The sequence below is a fragment of the Streptomyces sp. NPDC097617 genome, from assembly GCF_044761485.1.
Lineage (GTDB): Bacteria > Actinomycetota > Actinomycetes > Streptomycetales > Streptomycetaceae > Streptomyces.
Genome location: NZ_JBIWCL010000014.1, coordinates 173,836 through 191,829, shown reverse-complemented (window position 1 = coordinate 191,829; position 17,994 = coordinate 173,836). Strand labels below are relative to the sequence as shown.

Here is a 17,994-nt window from a genome sequence, read left to right as displayed (position 1 = left end):
CTCCACGAGCTCGTGTGCTGGTCATATCGGCCTGAATGCGCGGCCGTCCACCCCACCCCCGCTGTAGCCTGGACACTGCCGAACCGCAGCCTGGGCACGTATGGCCATGGGGGATGTCTTGGGGGATCCGGACCACCGGCGCAAGACCGGTCACCAGCACGAGTCCGACGACGCCGCGATGCCCTTTCCCGCTCAGCTGAGACGTCTGCGGGTGCAACGCGGCCTGTCCCTCGCGGACCTCGCACGGCAGACGCACTACAGCAAGGGCTACCTCAGCAAGATCGAGACCGGCTCGAAGCGCGTCACCGTCGACGTCGCGCGGCGCTGCGACGACGTACTGCGGGCGGGCGGTGAACTTCTGCGGATGGTCCGGGAAACGGGTCCGCGCGGCAACGACGGTGACGGGGGCCGACCGGGCGACGCCGGTGTGCGCACCGAGCAGCAGGCGGACGGCGAGTGCCCCTACCGCGGCCTGCCCGCCTTCACCGCGCGGGAGGCCAGGTGGTTCTTCGGGCGGGAGCGGGCGACGGCCGAGCTGACCGAACGGGTCTTCGAGCGGATCGGCAGCGGGCCGCTGATGCTCCTCGCCCCGTCGGGCGCGGGCAAGTCCTCCCTGCTGAACGCCGGTCTCGTACCGGCGCTGCGGCGCGGCGGCTTCCCGATGCCGGGCTCCGACACCTGGCCGGTACTGCGGTTCACGCCCACCGCGCATCCGCTGGAGGAGCTGCTGGACTGCGCCGCGAAGGTCCTCGGCGGCGATCCGGGGCTCACCGCGGACGAGCTGCGGGACCGGCCGGACGCGCTGCTCGAGGCCGTCCGGCGGCTCGCCGGCCGTCCCCCTGCGGACGGCCCGGACCGGACGCCCCCTCCCCCGCGTCCGGTGCTGCTCGTCGACCAGTTCGAGGAGCTGTTCACCCTCTGCTGCGACGAGGACGAGCGGCGCGCGTTCGTCCGGGTGCTCTGCGCGCTGGCGGCGGCGCGCCCCGAGCCGGACGGCCTCGAGCGGGGCGGTCCCGCACAGAACGGTCTCGACCCCGCCGTCGTGGTGCTCGGCGTACGGGCCGACTTCTCCGGCAACTGCCTGGACCTGCCGGAACTGGCCCCGGTCTTCACCGGAGGGCTGTTCGTCCTGCCCCCGATGTCCCTGGCGGAGCTGCGGGAATCGATCACCCGCCCGGCCGAACTCGCCGGCCTCACCCTCGAACCGGGCCTGTTCCCGCTGCTGCTGCGCGATGTCGGCCTGCGCGACGACCCGGGCGACCGGACCGCCTCCGGGGTGCTGCCGCTGGTCTCCCACGCTCTGCTGGCGACGTGGGGCCAGCGCGAGGGCGCGACCCTGACCGTCGCCGGGTACGAGCGGACCGGCGGCATCCAGGGGGCGATCGCCCGTACCGCCGAGGAGGTGTTCACCCGTCTGTACCCGGCCGAGCAGAACACGCTCCGGCGGGTCCTGGTGCGGCTGGTGCACGTCGCCGACGGTACGGGGGCCACCCGGCGCCGGATGAGCCGGACCGTTCTGATGGAGCAACTGGCCGACGCCGGGCCCGCCGCGGCCGCGCTCGACACCTTCGTCCGGGCCCGCCTGATCACCATGGACAGCGACAGCGTCGAGATCACCCACGAGGCCCTGCTGCACGCCTGGCCGCGGCTGCGCGGCTGGATCCGCGCGGACCGGGCCGGCCTCCTGATCCACCAGCAACTGGCCCACGCCGCCTCGGAATGGGAGCGCGAGGGCCGCGATCCGTCGGCACTGCACCGCGGGACCCGGCTGGACACCGCCCGGGCCTGGGCCGACGAGCACGACGGCCGGAGCCGGCTCGGCCCCCTGGAGGCCGCCTTCCTGCGGGCGAGCCAGGAGGCGCACGACAGCCGTGAGCGCCAGACCGGGCGCCAGGTGCGGCTGCGGCAGTGGATGCTGGCCACGCTCGTCGTCCTGCTGGTCCTCGCCGTGGCCGGCGGGGGCCTCGCCTACCAGCAGCGCGCGGGCGCCGTGGGCCAGGAGCGCGTCGCGCGGTCGCGGGCGCTCGCCCTGCAGTCCGCGGCGCTGGCCGCGGGCCAGCCCGAGGCCTCGATGCTGCTCGCCGGGCAGGCGTACCGGACCTCCGCGACGAGCGAGGCGCGCGGCGCCCTGCTGAGCACCCAGGCCCAGCCCTTCATCGCCCGCCTGGGCGGGCACGGCGGACCGGTCAACGCGGTGGCCTTCGCCCCGGGCAACGGCGTGCTGGCGACGGCCGGTTCCGACGGGACGGTGATCCTGCGGCGGGTGGCCGACCGCCGGACGATCGCGACCTTCACCCTGCCCGGCCGGGTGCGCGCGGTGGCCTTCAGCCCCGACGGCAAGTCGCTCGCGGCCACTTCGACGGACGGCCCGGCCCGGCTCTGGGACATTGCCGCCGGTGGCGGCGGGGCGTCCCTGCCCGCGAGTACGGCGGGCGCCCGGGCCGTGGCCTTCGCGCCCGACGGGCGGAGCCTGGCCGTCGCCGGCGCCGACGGGACGATCGGGTTGTGGGACACCGGCGGGGACCACAGGGCCCTCGGGTCACTCACCGGGCACACCGGGCGGGTCAACGCCCTGGCGTACGCCGCGGACGGCCGGACGCTGGTGTCGGCCGGCGCCGACCGGACCGTACGGCTGTGGGATCCGGTGGAGGCGAGTGCGCTGGCCGTCCTCACCGGCCACAGCGACGAGGTGCTGGGCGCCGCCTTCGCCCCGGACGGCCGTACGGTCGCCACCGGGGGCGTCGACCGCACCGTACGGCTGTGGGACGTGGCGGGCCGCCGGACGACGGCCACGCTGACCGGGCACAGCGACGACGTCAACGGTGTCGCCTACACGCCGGACGGGACGACGGTCGTCAGCGCGGGCGGCGACGGCACGACCCGGCTGTGGGACGTGGCCGGGGGCCGGGCGACGGCGACGCTCGCCGGGCACACCGACTACGTCCTCGGGGTGGCGGTGGACAGCGGTGGCTCGGTGCTGGCCACCGCCGGCTTCGACCAGTCGGTGGTGCTGTGGGACCTGCGGGGCGCGGCGCTGACCTCACGGCCGTTCACGGAGATCTGGCACGCCGCGTACAGCCCCGACGGGAAGTGGCTGGCGACCGCGGAGGCCGATCACGCGGTACGGCTGTGGGACGTCGCGGGGCGCCGGGTCGTGGCCACGTTCGAGGGGCACAGCGAGACGGTGTTCTCGGTGGCCTTCTCCCCCGACGGGCGGACCCTGGCCTCGGCCGGTTCGGACGGCACCATCCGGCTCTGGGACACCGCGGCCCGCGGCCGGTCCGCCGAACTCACCGGCCAGGGCGGCACCGTGTTCGCGGTGGCCTTCTCCCCGGACGGCCGGACGCTGGCCTCGGCCGGTTCGGACGGCGCCGTTCGGCTGTGGGACGTCGCGGGGCGCCGTCCGCTCGCCGTCCTCGCCGGGCATACGGACTTCGCCAACGACGTGGTGTTCAGCCCCGACGGGCGGACACTGGCGAGCGCCGGGGACGATCTGACGGTCCGGCTGTGGGACGTGGCGGAGCGCCGTCCGCTGACCGTCCTGACCGGCCACCGGGGTGCGGTGCGCGGTGTGGCCTTCAGCCCGGACGGGCGGGAGCTGGCGAGCAGCGGCAACGACGGGAATGTACGACTGTGGGACGCGCGGCGGCACCGCTTCGAGGCGGAGCTGGCCGGGCACACGGGCTCGGCGCGCGGGATCGCCTTCTCCCCCGACGGCCGGACGCTCGCCAGCAGCGGCAACGACCGCACGGTCCGGCTGTGGGACGTGGCCGGGCGCCGGACGGTGGCCGTGCTGTCGGGTCACGCGAATGCGGTGTGGGGAGTCGTGTTCGCCCCGGACGGGCGGACGGTGGCCAGCAGCAGTACGGACGGCACCGTGCGGCTGTGGGACCTGGATGTCGGGGCGCGGCTGGCGGCCATCGGCCGGCTGCGGGACGCCTCGGGCCCCGAGGGAGGGGACGGGGGTCCGTCCCTCGGGGTCAGGCGTTCGCGATGACGAGCAGGGTGCGGGCGGCGGCCGGGCCCGACAGGCGGCAGCGGTGCGGGAGTTCGCCGCGGTGGTGGGCGCTCTGGCCCGCGCGCAGGGTCAGTGGTTCCTCGCCCTCGACCTCCAGGACGATCTCGCCCTCCAGGACGTAGAGGAAGTCCTCGCCGGGGTGTTCGAACCAGCAGCGCTCGCCGCGGCCGGGCTCGAAGTGGTGCTCGTAGGCCTCCATCAGGGTGCTGCGCCCGCCGGGGATGAGCACGTGGGCGATCTGGCCCGCGGCCTCCTCGACCCGGATGACCTGGGGGTCGCTCTCGTGGCTGACGGCGCCGGGCCGGTCGGGCGGCCGCAGGAAGGTGCCCGGGGTGACGTCCAGGGCCTCGGCGATCCGGTAGATCGAGCTGAGGCTGGGCGTGGCGAGTCCGCGTTCCAGCTGGCTGAGGAAGGGCTGGGAGAGGCCCGATCGGGTGGCGAGTACGGCCATGGAGACGCCGCGCTGTTTGCGGCAGCCGCGGATCACCCGTCCGACCTCGATCGCTTCGGGCGTGGGTTCGGGGCGAGACACGCAGGTGAACGTACCTCATCGGGCATGTGGCACCGGGGGGCCGCGGCAGGTTTCGCACTGCCGCAACACTCCCGTCATAAGCGTGGTCAATTATTGACCTCACTTATCAACGCGTCCGGAATGAACGAGGAGCCGCCCCGTGCACGCCACCCCCTCACCCCCCGGCCGGGGCCTCGCCGGGCTCGGCCCGGCCCTGGGCGCGGCCGGCGTCGTCCTCGCGCTCTGGTACCTGCTCGCCCGCTCCGGCAGCGTGGCGCCGGGGCTGCTGCCCACGCCCGGCCAGACCGCGGCCGCCCTCGCGGACAGCGCCCGCAGCGGCACTCTGGCCGCCGACCTCGGCGCCAGCCTGGCCCGGGCCGGGCAGGGCTTCGCACTGGGCGCCGTCATCGGCAGCGCGCTCGGCTTCACCACCGGCTACCTGCCGGGGGTGTCCGCCGCCGTCACCCCGGTGGTCTCCTTCCTGCGGCCGATCCCGGCCATCGCGCTGGTACCCCTCGCGACCGCCTGGTTCGGCATCGGCGAGAGCGCCAAGCGCCTGCTCATCGCGTATGCCGTCCTGCTCGCCGTCTGGCTGTACGTCCACGACGGGGTGTCCCGGGTGCCGGTCTCGCATCTGCGGGCGGCCCGGTCGCTGGGGGCCCCGCTGCACCGGCGGTTCGCCGAGGTGCTGCTGCCCGCCGCCGCTCCCGCCCTGCTCGCGGCGCTGCGGTACGGGGCCTCGATGGCGCTGCTCGCACTGGTGGCGGCCGAACTGGGCGGCGCGGACAGCGGATTGGCGTACCGGCTCCAGGTGGACGGCCAGTTCCTGCGGGTGGAACAAATGTTCGCGGGGCTGCTCGTGCTCGGACTGCTCGGGGTGGCCGTCGACCTGGTACTCGCAGCTGTGGGCCGCCGGTTCGTGCACTGGAGCGCGTCATGAGCCTGGAGGTACGACTGGAGGGGCTGTCGGCGGGGTACGGGGCCGCGGCGCCCGTACTGGAGCGCACGGACCTGGAGTTCCCGGCGGGCTCCTTCACGGCGCTGCTGGGGCCCAGCGGCTGCGGCAAGTCCACGGTCCTCAACCTGGTGGCGGGCTTCGTACGGCCCACGGCGGGACGGGTGACGGCGGGGTCCGAGCCGGTGCGCGGGCCGGGCCCGGAGCGGGGCGTGGTCTTCCAGCACTACGCGCTGTTCCCGTGGCGCACGGCCCGCGGCAACGTCGAGTTCGCCCTCAAGCGCCTCGGCCTGCCGCGCGCCGAGCGCCGCCTTCGGCGCGCTGAAGGGCCGCAAGGTCGGAGTCCCGCAGGGCACGAACGTCGAGTACGCACTGTCGCGGATGCTCGCCTCGGCTCAGCTGAGCGCGGCGGACGTGACCGTGGTCAACCTAGCCCCGAACCAGGTCACTTCGGCACTGGCCCGCGGGGACATCGACGCCGGGGTCACCTTTCCCAGCTTCTACGACGCCGCGCGCACGGCCCTGGGCGGCTCCTATGCCGAGCTGCCCTTCACCGGGTACACGGCCAGGACCCTCCTCGTCGCCGGGCCCTCCGCGAACGAGGAGAGCACCACCGCTGTGCTGCGCACGCTGCTGCGCGCGCAGCGCGAGCTCGTCGCCGACCCGGCGGGCGCGCGCAAGGCCGTGCTCACCCAGTCCAAGGGCGCCCTCCAGACGGGCTACGTCGACACCTACCAGCCGCGCTACACCTACGGCGCCGCCCTCTCCCCCGAGCTGCTGGCCCAGTTGGAGGACGAGGCGGCCTGGGCCAAGGCCGCCCAGAACCTGCCGGGCGCCGCCGATCGCGCCGCACTGCTGCGGTACCTGGACCCCGGCCCCCTGACGGCCGTCGACCCGGCCGCCGTCACCGTGCGCTGAGCCACGCCGCCCCGCCCCGTCCTTCCCGCCCCTCCCGCCCCGCCACTCCCAGGAGAACCCCATGACCGTCGACCAGAACACCCTGCGCCGCCGCGGCGTCGGCCTGATCGCCCACGATCGCGAGCGCAGCTACGGCGGCCTCACCCTCTACACGCCGATCACCAGCGCCGGTGAGATCCACCTCGTCGACATCGAGGGCCGCCCGGTGCACACCTGGGACTCCCCGCACCCGCCGGGCCGTCAGGCGCAGCTCTTGCCGGGCGGGAACCTCTTCTACGCGGCCAAGGACACCACCGGTCCGACCCTCTTCCCCATCTGGGACGTCTACCACGGCGGCATCTTCCAGGAGCTGGCCCCCGACTCCACGGTGCTCCGCGAGGTGCGGCACCCCTTCCACCACCACGACGCCTCGGTTCTGCGCAACGGCAACCTGCTCATCGGGGCGGTCGAGCCTCTGGACCCGGCCGACGCGGCCCGGATCCGGGGCGGCATCCCGGGTTCCGAGGCGCCCGGCGGGGTGATCTTCGGGGACGTGGTGTACGAACTGACCTGGGACGGGGAGATCGTGTGGCGCTGGGCCGCCATCGAGCACCTGGACCCGCGGCAGGTGCCGCTGAACCGGCACTTCGCCCGCAACCACTGGCCGATGGCCAACACCGTCAACGAGAGCGCCGACGGCTCGATCGTGGTGGGCTTCCGCAGCGCGTCCACCACCGTGTCGGTCGACCGCGCCGACGGATCGGTGCAGTGGCGCATCGGCCCGGACGTGCTGGCCCAGCAGCACCATCCGCACGAACTGCCCGGCGGCACCGTGCTGGTCTTCGACAACGGCACCTACCGCGACACCACCTCGGTGCCGTACTCGCGGGTGCTGGAGCTCGACCCGCGCACCGGCAAGGAGGTGTGGTCCTACGAGGACAACCCGCCGCAGAACTTCTTCAGCCCGTACATGTCCAGCGCACAGCGCCTGCCCAATGGGAACACCTTCGTGGCGGAGGGCTCCTTCGGGCGGCTCTTCGAGGTGACTCCCGGCGGGGACGTCGTCTGGGAATTCGTGGTCCCGCAGTTCCGGTCCTTCGGCGAGGGCGTGGGCCTGGAGTCCTCGGCCGGCGCCCAGAACTCGGTCTTCCGCGCCTACCGGTACGCCTCCGAGCAGTTCCCCTGGCTCTGAGGCGGCGCAACACCACTGCCAAGTTCTCTTAATATTCCGGTCATTGTATGGCACAGGTGCCGGGCGCAGCGTTTTCGGTAGAAATCGATGGCGGTCTGTTCGTGGCCCCGCATCGGCTTCCTTCCCGAACGCCGAGCAGGAAGGCGCTATTCCACGTGTCCGATTCCTCATCGCCCCCGGCACTCCTGCACCTCGCCGTCGCTCTCGACGGGGCCGGCCGGCACCCGGCCGCCTGGCGCGAGCCGGGTGCCCGGGCCGCCGAGCTCCTCACCGCCCGCTACTGGGCCGGCCTCGCCGCCGAGGCCGAGGCGGGGCTGCTCGACTTCGTCTCCTTCGAGGATGGGCTCACCCTCCAGTGCGCCTCCCCCACCGGATCCGACGAACGCACCGACCGGGTCCGGGGGCGGCTTGACGCGGTGCTCACCGCCGCCCGTGTCGCACCCCTGACCCGGCACATCGGACTGGTTCCGGCCGTGACGGCCACCCACACCGAGCCCTTCCACACCTCCAAGGCGATCGCCACCCTCGACCATGTGAGCCGCGGCCGCGCCGGTCTGTGGATCCAGGTCTCCGGACTCCCCCACGAGGCACGGCACTTCGGACGGCGCACCGGTCCCCTTGATGACGCCGAGCTGCATGCCGAGGCCGCCGACCACGTCGAGGTGATCCGGCGGCTGTGGGACAGCTGGGAGGACGACGCGGCGATCCGGGACGTGGCCACCGGCCGGTTCGTCGACCGCGACAAGCTGCACCCCATCGACTTCCAGGGCCGTCACTTCAGCGTCCGGGGGCCGTCCATCACCCCGCGCCCGCCGCAGGGGCAGCCCGTGGTCGGCGCCTGCGGCGACGGCGAGACCTCGTACGCGCTCATCGCCCGCTCCACCGACGTCGGCCACGTGCCCGCGCACGACGGAGCCGGTACGCGCGCCGCCGTCGCGGCGATCCGGCGGGCCCGGGAGGCGACCGCGCTCGCGGCGGATCCGCTGCACCTCTTCGGGGACCTCACGGTGTACCTGGACGAGGACGCCCCTGCCGCCGTCGCACGCCTGGAGCGCCTCGACGCGCTCGCGGGCCTCCCGTACGACGGCAACCGCGCCGCCTTCACCGGCAGCGCCGGACAGCTGGCGGACCTGCTCCTGGAGCGGCGGGCGGCGGGCCTGTCGGGCTTCCTGCTGCGGCCGGGCGTGATCGCCCACGACCTGCCCGCGATCACCCGGCGGCTGGTGCCGGAACTCCAGCGGCGCGGGGCCTTCCGCCGGGCGTACGAGGCGGACACCCTGCGCGGCCTGCTCGGGCTGGACCGCCCGGCCAACCGCTACGCCGCCCGCGCCGCCGCCTGATCCCGGACCCGTAAGGAACCGCCATGACGAGCAAGCCGCTCAAGCAGATCCATCTCGCGGCCCACTTCCCGGGCGTCAACAACACCACTGTGTGGAGCGACCCGGCAGCAGGCAGCCATATCGACTTCGACTCGTTCATCCACTTCGCGCGGACCGCGGAGCGCGCCCGGTTCGACTTCCTCTTCCTCGCGGAGGGACTGCGGCTGCGCGAACAGGGCGGGCGCATATACGACCTGGACGTGGTCGGCCGTCCGGACACCTTCACGGTGCTCGCCGCGCTGGCCGCCGTGACCGAGCGCCTCGGTCTGACCGGCACCATCAACTCCACCTTCAACGAGCCCTACGAGGTGGCCCGCCAGTTCGCCACGCTCGACCACCTCTCGCAGGGCCGGGCCGCCTGGAACGTGGTCACCTCCTGGGACGCCTTCACCGGCGAGAACTTCCGGCGCGGCGGATTCCTGCCACGCGAGGAGCGGTACTCCCGCGCCGAGGAGTTCCTGGCCACCGCGACCGAGCTGTTCGACTCCTGGGACGGATCCGAGATCGCCGCCGAGGCCGATTCGGGCGTCTTCCTGCGGAATCCGCGGGCCGGGGCCTTCGCCCACCACGGGCGGCATTTCGACATCGAGGGCCGCTTCAACGTGCCGCGCAGCCCGCAGGGCCGGCCGGTGATCTTCCAAGCGGGCGACTCCGAGGAGGGCCGGGAGTTCGCCGCCGCGCGCGCCGACGCGATCTTCGGACGGGACGGGACCCTCGACGCGGGGCGGGCGTTCTACGCGGACGTCAAGGGCCGGCTCGCCAAGTACGGCCGGTCGCAGAGCGAGTTGTTGATCCTGCCGGCGGCCACCTTCGTCCTCGGGGACACCGACGCCGAGGCGCACGAGATCGCCCACGAAGTACGCCGCCTCCAGGTCAGCGGGCAGACCGCGATCACGTTCCTGGAGCACGTCTGGAACCGCGATCTGTCCGCCTACGACCCGGACGGTCCGCTGCCCGAGATCGACCCCGAGGTCGGGGAGAACACCATCGCCCTCGGGCGGGCGAGCGTCCGGCAGTTCCGGGACCCGCTCGCCACCGCCCGGCAGTGGCGCGAGCTGGCCCGGGCCAGGAACCTCTCGATCCGCGAGCTCGTCATCGCGACCACCGCCGACCAGACCTTCGTCGGCTCGGCCGCCACGGTCGCCGGGTCGATCAACGAACTGGTGCAGGCGGACGCGGCCGACGGTTTCATCCTGGTCCCGCACATCACCCCGGGCGGCCTGGACGGCTTCGCCGACTCCGTCGTGCCACTGCTCCAGGAGCGGGGGGTCTTCCGCTCCGCGTACGAGGGCACCACCCTGCGCGACCACCTCGGTCTCGCGGTGCCCGGCGCGGAACCTGCCCGGCGGCCCTCGGCCGCATCCGCGGCCGCGACTGCCGTTCCGGCCCCGTGACCTCCTCCGCTCCCCCACGACCTGCAAGGAGTCCGGCCGTGCCCGGCATCCCCCTCGGGGTCCTCGACCTCGTTCCCGTGTCCTGCGGCTCCACCCCCGCCGAGGCCCTGCGTCACAGCATCGACCTCGCCCGGCGGACCGAGGAGTTCGGCTACGCCCGCTACTGGTTCGCCGAGCACCACCTGAACCCCGGGGTCGCCGGGACCTCCCCGGCGGTCGTGCTCGCCCTGACCGCCTCCGCGACCTCGACGATCCGGCTCGGCTCCGGCGCCGTCCAGCTCGGGCACCGCACCGCATTGTCGACGGTCGAGGAGTTCGGCCTGATCGACGCGCTGCATCCCGGGCGCCTGGACCTGGGGCTGGGCCGTTCGGCGGGGCGTCCGCAGCCGTCGGACGGTCCGGCCGCGCCGCCCGTCACCCCGGTGGTGGACGGCCACGCCCCGAACGGGTTGCTGATCCCGCAGCCCTTCTCCTTCGCCCACCTGGAGGGTCACCCGCGGGTGGCCCTCCAGCAGAAGCTGCTGAACCTGCCGGGAGCCCGGCCGCAGGACTACGCCGAGCAGGTCGACGACGTACTCGCGCTGCTCCGGGGCGAGTACCGCTCACCGGAGGGGGTGGAGGCGCACGCCGTCCCCGGCGAGGGGGCCGACGTACAGGTGTGGATCCTGGGCAGCAGCGGCGGGGTGAGCGCGCAGACCGCGGGACGCAACGGGCTGCGGTTCGCGGCCAACTACCACGTCAGTCCCGCTTCGGTGCTGGAGGCGGCCGAGGGGTACCGGGCCGCCTTCAAGCCGTCGGACGAACTGGAGCGGCCGTATCTGACGGTGTCCGCCGACGTGGTGGTGGCCGAGGACGAGGCGACGGCGCGCGAGCTGGCCACGGGGTACGGGCCCTGGGTGCGCAGCATTCGGACGGCCGAGGGGGCCGTCGCCTGTCCCACCCCGGCCCAGGCGCGGGCCCTGCCGTGGACCGACGCGGACCGGCAGCTGGTGGCCGACCGGGTGGAGACCCGGTTCGTCGGCTCGGCGCGGACCGTCGCCGACCGGCTGGAGCGGCTCCAGGAGGCGACGGGCGCGGACGAGCTGCTGATCACCACGATCACGCACGGCCACGAGGAGCGGGTGCGGTCCTACCGTCTGCTCGCCGAGGAGTGGCGCCGTCGCGGCGCGAGTTGACGAAGTCGCGGACAGATTCCGGAGCGGACGCACCCGCGCCGGCCCTCCCCCAGCCCGATGGCGAGTATCCGTGGCCCGCTGACGAAAAATCCTCTCACGCGGAGACAGTTTCACCCCACATCCTTATTGGGTCGGGGTGGACGACGGCTCGTGTTTCGCGCGCCCCGGCGACACCATTGTTCGTCCCCATCTCCTTCGGGGCCCTGCCCCGTCGCATGATTTCGAAAGGGGCTTACTCTGCCATGCGCCGCATGAAATCACTGACTGCTGCCGGATTCTCTCTCGCCATCGTTCTGGGCTCCTCCTCCCTTGCCGAAGCAGATGAGAGCCGGGCTGCCGCTTACACGTGCAATTCCGGAAACTTCTGTATCTACAGCGACTGGAACGGTGGCGGAGAACGCTGCGAGTTCCCGGACGCCCAGCGGGCGAACACCGCCGACAACTGCGGTTTCATTCAGCGCCAGATAAACGTCCGCTCCGTGTGGAACGGAAAGAACAACCGCGTCCAGTACTACACGCAGACCAATTACAATTCCCGTGTCGGATCGACCCCCGGCGGTCAGGGCGGCAACCTGATGGGCAACTACCAGATCCGGTCCTTCAAGAAGCAGTAGGGACCTCGTGCACGTCGCCTCCTCCGCCCGGGTCACGGCCCGGCGGAGGAGGACACGTTCTTCGGGGCGGCCGGTCCGTCAGCTGTCGCGCACCGCGACGATGCCGTTGAACACGCCGACGTAGGCGGTGCCGTCGGGGCCGAGGGTGATCGGGGCCCAGTTGTTGTCGTAGAGCGGACCGGTTCCGGTCAGCTGCCGCCAGCGGCGTTCGCCCGTACGGAAGTCCACCGCCGTGAGGTACCAGGCGTCGATGCCCCAGACGTTGGGCTCCTTCTCGTAGAAGTAGAGCAGCCCGTTCGCGGTGGAGAGCTTCGGGACCACGGAGGGAGCGCGGATCGCGCTCTCCCAGACCGTGTCGCAGCCGCTGCCGTCGGAGCGGACGTCGATGCGGGCCACGCCGCCCACGACGGACTTGCCCAGCAGCAGGGTGGTGGGGTTCTCGTAGCCGTAGTTGTTCTCAATCATAGTTTCAATGCTAGTATCCTCTCGCTGGCCTGCGGAGATGTTCCATGCAGCGTCTTCCAAATGAGAGGTTCCAAATGCCCCGACAGAGCACGCCACGCGTAAGCGAAGCGGCAGAGCACTTCATGGCGCAGCGATCCCGGCAGACCCAATCCGACGCCGTTCTTCGGGGCTACCGCAGCATCCTTCGACGCTTCTGCGTCGCAGTGCGAGACAGACACATCGGGTCCCTGCGGCCCCTGGATGTCGAAGACTTCTTCTATACCCCGGGCGGGCTGTCCGACTCCTGCGCCCGGGTCACCCTCGGCAAGTACAGGAACGACCTAAAGCAGTTCCTCGGCTTCTGCCATCGTCGCGGCTGGTGCTCCATGAGCGCGGAGCAGCTAGTAGAGGGCATTCGAGACAAGAGCACACATACCAATCGCAACCGCTACCGCATGACTCGCGCCGAGATGCTTCGTTTGATCGCCTGCGCGGATGACCCAAGAGACCAGGCACTCATCACCTTCGCGGCCTGTACGGGAGTGCGCATCAGCGAGGCACTGGGAATGCAGATTGGCGACGTGTCGTTCCAGAAGGCGGAGCTGTACGTCACGATTCCCAAAACGCATCAGGAGGTCACCTATCCCCTGTCAAGCGATCTGGAGATAGCCCTTCGCGCGTGGCTGACGTCGTACGCCGGACAGATTGGGGAGCTGAAGCGCTCTTACCGGCTCTTCCCGACGTACTTCCGCCGGGAGTTCGTATCGAAGGGGATTCAAGCTCCGGCCGGACAGTACAACCCCGTTGGCGTCCTAGTGAGCCCCAACCAGGTGTTGCGCCCGATAGCCGTACGGGCCGGTATCGAGCTGGAGCCCGGCGACGGGTGGCACACCATCCGGCGCAGCTTCGCGCGACTCCTGTATGACGACGCCGTGCACCAGGGCCACGACGCTGCCTTGCGTATCGTCCAGGCAGCCCTAGGGCACAAGTCGGTCAACACAACCGAGTTGTATCTAGGCCTGACCTCTGAACACAAGCAGTTCCGGCAGATGCTGAAGGGTCGACCGTTCCTGACCGCCGATCTCGACCCCGGTAAGGTGGTTGATCTGAGCGAGAGAAGGGCGGCGGGCCGTGGCTAAGGAAGTTATCTCCCGGTGTGACGAGTGCGGCACGTCGGAAGGTGTCGAGGAAATCACGATCACCTACAGGGGCAGGACGCGGGAAGTTGACGCGTGCCCCGAGCATGGCGGGCCGGCCATCGCGCTCTTCGAGCTTGGAACGGACAAGCCGTCCACGCCTCCGGCCCGTACGAGCGGAGGCCGGTCGGCTCACGCGGTTGTCCCTATTGAGGACTGGAATCCCGCGCTTCTCAAAACCTCTGCGGAACCGACCAAGGCCCCCGAGAATGTCGAGGTTCCCGAGGGCCGCCCGGACGCCGAAGCCGCGCTGATCGAGGCTGCCCGGCCGCTGATCGGCACAACGGAGCTGTCGGCGAAGGTGGTCGTGGCCCTGGCCGATCTCATCCGTGCGGTTGAAGCGGGCAAGGGTGAGGAGCAGGCCCGAGCGGCCGTTCTGGCCCTGAATCCGCAGCGCATCAAGGTCCCGAACGACGCGGAAGGCCAGAGGTTCCGCGAAGCCCTGGCCGCCTACGTGGCGCACCACCAGGGCGACGAGTAACCCACGGCCACGCGACAGAAGAACCCCCCGCCCAAAAGGGTGGGGGGTTCTTGCGTGCCGCTCGGGGAGCCTCACCAAAGGCCGTCCGGGCCGACGTTCTCGGTATGCACGTCCCGGTCTATCGGCATGATCACGCCACGGAAGGTAGGGCCGATCCGACAGAGAATCGGTTCCTTCGAGTCGAAGATCAGTACGTCTAGTGCGCGTCCCAGGCCGCCCTTCCCCTTCGGTGCCTTCACCTTCGAGAAGCGGGCCAGTAGGGCCGGATCGAAAGCGACCAGTTCAGGCACGGCCAAGGGCCGCCCTTCGAGGCGTGTAAACAGGCTGTCGAGCATCTCCCAAACTCGTTCGTCGGCCTGGGCCGAAGCGTCCTGGGCGGCCGTCGGGATGTCGTTGTTGCCGGGGCGGAAGATCAGACCGTCACCGGTGGTCAACTCGAAGCGCCCGTACCCCTTCTTGTCCTTCCTGCCTGCGGTGTCGAGATCCGCCAGAGCCTCACGTCCGACATGAAGCGTGACACCTTCAGGGGGCCCGTCGTAGTCCTCCAGAGGGGCCGTGTCCTGGCCTATGGCGTACCCGTCCGTTCCGGTGGCCCGTAGGCCGGCAGGGGACAGCTCAAGCCGCGCGGTATGCACCATGGACCGGGCAGGCAGGAACGCATGGGCGTTGTAGACGGCCCTAGCCATCTCCTCGCTAGGCAGCGTCGCCGAGGCCCTCAAGGCTTCGGATCAGAGTTCGCCACCGAATCGCCCCTTCTCCTTCCGGTCATACGCCGAACTCATGAGGATTCGAGTCAGGCAGTAGACGAAGGCGAAGAGCCCCATGTAGTAGAACGTGTAGAAGAGCAGCGCTAGGAAATTCATGCGGCTTCAGTCTTTCCGTAGTCGATGGCGTACTGATAGGCGGAGAACGCATTGCGGATGCGGTAGGCGGCCCCGTGAAGCTCCCGCTTCCCCTTGCAGCCCGCTACGTGCAGTTGCGCCACCGCAGTTTCGTAGTAGGGCATCCCCTCGAACGGGGAAATCATCTGAAGGGCCCTAAGCAGAGTCACAGCGGCACCTTTCCCAGGCATTCCGAATGCTAGATTCCAGCCTAAGAAAAGGCGCCCCTTGGCGCCGTCCTGCTGGTGCTCCAAAACCTAGCTTCGCTGCCCTGGCGGGTTCAAGTTCTCGCAGGTCGAGGGCCGTCCCGTGAGGGATCGGCCAGGGCAACAGGTCTATCCATCGCACTGAAGGGGGTAAGGGGGTCGGCTTGAGGGAGCGGAGCGAGCGAGAGCCGGGGGGATCGGGGGATCACAGCAGCGGCCAAGGCCGCTGTAGAGCTGTGAGCGATAAGAGCGAACAGCAGAAGGGCGCCCCTCTCAGGGCGCCCCTATATAGAGGTACTACTTCACTGCCATGGCTTACGGGCCATGGCTTCTAACAGGTCTATCTCTACTGAGAAGGGCGCCCACCGGCGCCCATCTACTAGAGGGTGCCCCCCTCTGAAAGGGGGTACCCGTGCCCTACAGCATGTGCCCCCGTCACAAGAGACTGCACCCCCTCGGGGTGCCCTGCACTCTATGTGCCAGCACTGCCAATAACGCAGGCAGTAGCAGGGGTAAGCGTAAATACCCGAGCAAGAACACACGCACACCCGGACGCTATGACTACCGGTGGCAGAAGGTAAGGGCAGAAGCAATAAGACTTCAGCCCTACTGTTCTTTCTGCGGTACAACCAATGACCTTACCGGAGACCACATCCTTCCATTGAAGGAAGGTGGATTGAACGTAATCGATAACGTTCGCGTTCTCTGTCGTCAATGCAATACACGCAGAGAGAACGATTACCGGCAGGGTAAGCGGTACTAATCGCTTCCCATTCCTAAAGGGTGCACCCCCTCTCCAGCCCCCCGCGCTTCACGGGATCCCTGTACGGCCCCCACGGGCCGCGATCACCATTCCGTGAACGGCGAAGCCCAGAGCACACCAGACGAACCGCTGTGAAGCCCGCTGGATCAGCTCTCACCGCTCGCCGACAGGGGGAAGGGGGGATCCGAAAGGATCCGGGCGCCTTCCCCGCACCCGCCGCCTTCCCTCTCTGTGAGCGCGCGGGGGTTCGCCCGGGTTGGTGGGAATGCGGGTCACCCCGGATAGCGGAGCGTGCAACCGCCAGGGGTCCGCATGCGCGCGGATTACTCCGCGCGCAGAAGAGCTTGTTTCCCAGAAAGGGGAATCCCGAACCGAAAGAGGGTTGCCGTAGTGCCTGGTCCTCCGCCTACTCCGTCGAGGCTGGTCGAGCTGAAGGGGAATCCTTCGAAGAAGAAGCTCACCGGCATGGAACCGACGCCCAGCAGGGGCGCCCCTCGGCCGCCCGCAGACCTGAGGGGCGAGGCTCTGGCCGAGTGGGGCCGTATCGTGCCCGAGCTGGACCGCCTCGGCCTTCTGACGAAGGTCGACAGGGCCTATCTCGTCGCCTACTGCGAGTCGTGGGCAACCTTCGACCAGGCTCGGGCCGCAATGGCCGAGTACGGCGCTCTGGTGGCAGGCAGAGATGGCGGGTTGGTCAAAAACCCGGCGGCCCAGGTCATGCGGGATGCGGCAGACATGATGATCAAGTTCGGTTCTCGATTCGGTCTGTCTCCCTCGGACCGTACGCGCCTATCTGTGGCGCCGGAATCCGAAGACGGCCCCGATACCCAGGTTCTGTCTCTCCTCAGCTAGGCGGGGCAACCACGCGGCCTCTCGCCCGCGTTGGGGTTGAGCCTTCGCGTAGATCGGCGCAGGGCGGTCGCGATCCGCGGTGGCTCCCCCGAACGTCTTGCGCCAGTCAGCCTCTCCCTGACGCGCTGGTGCCCGGTGGTGTGTAGCTCAATGGCAGAGCAGCGGCTTCCAAGCCCGCGCGCCGAAGGTTCGATTCCTTCCACACCAGCGAAGGGGTAGCTCCCCTGTCTCCGAATCTCCCCCTGATCAGGGGACGGAGGAGACGCGCGCTTAGTTCAGCGGCCTAGAACTCCTCCTGCCCGGAGGCAACGCGGGTTCGAATCCCGTAGCGCGCCCAATACGTTTACACGTCTTCTTCGAATGGGGTTCGTCTTGACTCAGGTAACAGCCGCTTCCCGGTCTTACACGTTCACCTTCGCCGAGGACATCCAGAGCGAGAATTTCGTGTTCTCCGAAGACGTTGAACGCACGTCACACGTTGACGACGTGGCCCGCGCGTACATGAACGCCAAGGTGGCCCTTTATGCCGCTCTCAACCCGGGGCGAATTCTGAACTCGCGGACTCTCGACTATGCGGGATCTGTCGTGGTGAGCCAGACCACTGCCGAGAATGCCCGGCTCTACCCAACCGAGATTTAGCAGGAGTGCCCCGATGGGAAACGCGCCTTCTGGCATCAAGAAGCGCCGCCGACGGCGGCCGGCAGGGTGGCTTTCCCGTCGCGAGTATGCGGTAAAGCGTCGCTGCGATGAATGGGGCGTCCCGTACGAGACGGTGAGTCGAGCGAAGGTCTTCAATCGCGATGGTTGGGTGTGCCAGCTCTGCAACCAGCCCATTGATCGAATGATTCGGTTTCCGAAGCCACTCAGTAGGTCGCTCGACCACATCGTTCCGCTGTCGCACGGCCCCGGCACGCCGGGGCACGTCCTCAGCAACTGCCAGGCCGCACACCTCGGATGCAATTCTTCGAAGGGCAATCGCGTGTGAGTTTCCGCCTCAGGTAACCGGTCTTTCTCTCTTGTAAAGACCGGTAACGAG

At 70.2% G+C, this 17,994-nt stretch carries 18 protein-coding genes, 2 tRNA genes and 2 pseudogenes; 17 read left to right on the top strand and 5 right to left on the bottom strand.

What is annotated here, in order from left to right:
• The first annotated feature begins 106 nt into the window (after window positions 1-106).
• Window positions 107-3,997, top strand: a complete 3,891-nt coding sequence (locus ACIQZO_RS23080; RefSeq protein WP_403628976.1) for a helix-turn-helix domain-containing protein — start codon at window positions 107-109, stop codon at window positions 3,995-3,997.
• On the opposite strand, the gene ACIQZO_RS23075 is transcribed toward ACIQZO_RS23080, so the two are convergent.
• Entirely contained in the window at window positions 3,981-4,550 is a 570-nt protein-coding gene (locus tag ACIQZO_RS23075) for a helix-turn-helix domain-containing protein (RefSeq protein WP_403628972.1), read from the bottom strand. The two genes, ACIQZO_RS23080 and ACIQZO_RS23075, sit on opposite strands and share 17 nt — an antisense overlap.
• 139 nt (window positions 4,551-4,689) lie before the next feature.
• On the opposite strand from ACIQZO_RS23075, the gene ACIQZO_RS23070 reads away from it, so the two are divergent.
• The 8 genes and pseudogenes from ACIQZO_RS23070 (at window position 4,690) to ACIQZO_RS23035 (ending at window position 12,135) form a co-directional block, all read left to right on the top strand.
• The gene (locus ACIQZO_RS23070; protein ID WP_403628969.1) at window positions 4,690-5,469 is read left to right on the top strand and encodes an ABC transporter permease; all 780 of its coding nucleotides are present in this window, start codon (window positions 4,690-4,692) and stop codon (window positions 5,467-5,469) included.
• Window positions 5,466-5,771: pseudogene (locus tag ACIQZO_RS23065) on the top strand (ATP-binding cassette domain-containing protein); the annotation flags it as partial. The gene ACIQZO_RS23070 and the pseudogene ACIQZO_RS23065, both read left to right, overlap by 4 nt.
• Window positions 5,772-5,805: 34 nt before the next feature.
• Window positions 5,806-6,402 carry an ABC transporter substrate-binding protein gene (locus ACIQZO_RS23060; protein ID WP_403629039.1) on the top strand — a complete coding sequence of 199 codons (597 nt, stop codon included), beginning with the start codon at window positions 5,806-5,808 and terminating at the stop codon, window positions 6,400-6,402.
• Between the two features lie 61 nt (window positions 6,403-6,463).
• Window positions 6,464-7,573: an aryl-sulfate sulfotransferase gene (locus ACIQZO_RS23055; protein ID WP_403628966.1), complete on the top strand. Its 1,110-nt coding sequence runs from the start codon at window positions 6,464-6,466 to the stop codon at window positions 7,571-7,573.
• A 155-nt stretch (window positions 7,574-7,728) separates the two neighbouring features.
• Window positions 7,729-8,913 carry an LLM class flavin-dependent oxidoreductase gene (locus tag ACIQZO_RS23050; protein WP_403628964.1) on the top strand — a complete coding sequence of 395 codons (1,185 nt, stop codon included), beginning with the start codon at window positions 7,729-7,731 and terminating at the stop codon, window positions 8,911-8,913.
• Window positions 8,914-8,936: 23 nt separating this feature from the next.
• On the top strand, window positions 8,937-10,346 hold the full coding sequence (locus ACIQZO_RS23045) for an NtaA/DmoA family FMN-dependent monooxygenase (RefSeq protein WP_403628961.1): 1,410 nt from the start codon (window positions 8,937-8,939) through the stop codon (window positions 10,344-10,346).
• A gap of 38 nt (window positions 10,347-10,384) precedes the next feature.
• Window positions 10,385-11,521 (top strand): LLM class flavin-dependent oxidoreductase, encoded by a 1,137-nt coding sequence (locus ACIQZO_RS23040; RefSeq protein ID WP_403628958.1) that lies wholly within the window; start codon window positions 10,385-10,387, stop codon window positions 11,519-11,521.
• Between the two features lie 242 nt (window positions 11,522-11,763).
• Window positions 11,764-12,135, top strand: a complete 372-nt coding sequence (locus tag ACIQZO_RS23035; RefSeq protein WP_403628955.1) for a peptidase inhibitor family I36 protein — start codon at window positions 11,764-11,766, stop codon at window positions 12,133-12,135.
• A gap of 78 nt (window positions 12,136-12,213) precedes the next feature.
• On the opposite strand, the pseudogene ACIQZO_RS23030 reads toward ACIQZO_RS23035, so the two are convergent.
• Window positions 12,214-12,597: pseudogene (locus ACIQZO_RS23030) on the bottom strand (hypothetical protein); the annotation flags it as partial.
• A gap of 125 nt (window positions 12,598-12,722) precedes the next feature.
• Between ACIQZO_RS23030 and ACIQZO_RS23025 the strand changes: the two are divergent.
• Both ACIQZO_RS23025 and ACIQZO_RS23020 read left to right on the top strand, forming a co-directional pair.
• Complete coding sequence (locus ACIQZO_RS23025; protein WP_403628953.1) at window positions 12,723-13,718, top strand: tyrosine-type recombinase/integrase; 996 nt, start codon at window positions 12,723-12,725, stop codon at window positions 13,716-13,718.
• Window positions 13,711-14,256 carry a hypothetical protein gene (locus ACIQZO_RS23020; protein ID WP_403628950.1) on the top strand — a complete coding sequence of 182 codons (546 nt, stop codon included), beginning with the start codon at window positions 13,711-13,713 and terminating at the stop codon, window positions 14,254-14,256. Before ACIQZO_RS23025 ends, ACIQZO_RS23020 begins: the two co-directional genes overlap by 8 nt.
• Before the next feature lie 71 nt (window positions 14,257-14,327).
• On the opposite strand, the gene ACIQZO_RS23015 is transcribed toward ACIQZO_RS23020, so the two are convergent.
• From ACIQZO_RS23015 to ACIQZO_RS23005, 3 genes are read right to left on the bottom strand one after another with little or no spacing between them, the layout of a single operon-like run.
• On the bottom strand, window positions 14,328-14,942 hold the full coding sequence (locus ACIQZO_RS23015) for a hypothetical protein (RefSeq protein ID WP_403628947.1): 615 nt from the start codon (window positions 14,940-14,942) through the stop codon (window positions 14,328-14,330).
• Window positions 14,943-14,984: 42 nt separating this feature from the next.
• The gene (locus ACIQZO_RS23010; protein ID WP_403628945.1) at window positions 14,985-15,119 is read right to left on the bottom strand and encodes a hypothetical protein; all 135 of its coding nucleotides are present in this window, start codon (window positions 15,117-15,119) and stop codon (window positions 14,985-14,987) included.
• The gene (locus tag ACIQZO_RS23005) at window positions 15,116-15,283 is read right to left on the bottom strand and encodes a hypothetical protein (RefSeq protein WP_403628943.1); all 168 of its coding nucleotides are present in this window, start codon (window positions 15,281-15,283) and stop codon (window positions 15,116-15,118) included. The genes ACIQZO_RS23010 and ACIQZO_RS23005 overlap by 4 nt, the downstream gene beginning before the upstream one ends.
• A 484-nt stretch (window positions 15,284-15,767) precedes the next feature.
• Between ACIQZO_RS23005 and ACIQZO_RS23000 the strand changes: the two genes are divergently transcribed.
• From ACIQZO_RS23000 to ACIQZO_RS22975, 6 genes are all read left to right on the top strand, one after another.
• The gene (locus ACIQZO_RS23000) at window positions 15,768-16,106 is read left to right on the top strand and encodes an HNH endonuclease (RefSeq protein ID WP_403629036.1); all 339 of its coding nucleotides are present in this window, start codon (window positions 15,768-15,770) and stop codon (window positions 16,104-16,106) included.
• Window positions 16,107-16,418: 312 nt separating this feature from the next.
• A complete protein-coding gene (locus ACIQZO_RS22995; protein WP_403628940.1) occupies window positions 16,419-16,958 on the top strand; it encodes a phage terminase small subunit P27 family in 540 nt (179 codons plus the stop codon).
• A gap of 136 nt (window positions 16,959-17,094) precedes the next feature.
• Window positions 17,095-17,166, top strand: a tRNA-Trp gene (locus ACIQZO_RS22990).
• A gap of 56 nt (window positions 17,167-17,222) precedes the next feature.
• A tRNA-Gly gene (locus ACIQZO_RS22985) sits at window positions 17,223-17,293 on the top strand.
• A 37-nt stretch (window positions 17,294-17,330) separates the two neighbouring features.
• Window positions 17,331-17,597 (top strand): hypothetical protein, encoded by a 267-nt coding sequence (locus tag ACIQZO_RS22980; protein ID WP_403628938.1) that lies wholly within the window; start codon window positions 17,331-17,333, stop codon window positions 17,595-17,597.
• Window positions 17,569-17,943 (top strand): HNH endonuclease, encoded by a 375-nt coding sequence (locus ACIQZO_RS22975; protein ID WP_403628936.1) that lies wholly within the window; start codon window positions 17,569-17,571, stop codon window positions 17,941-17,943. Before ACIQZO_RS22980 ends, ACIQZO_RS22975 begins: the two co-directional genes overlap by 29 nt.
• Window positions 17,944-17,994: the final 51 nt, after the last annotated feature.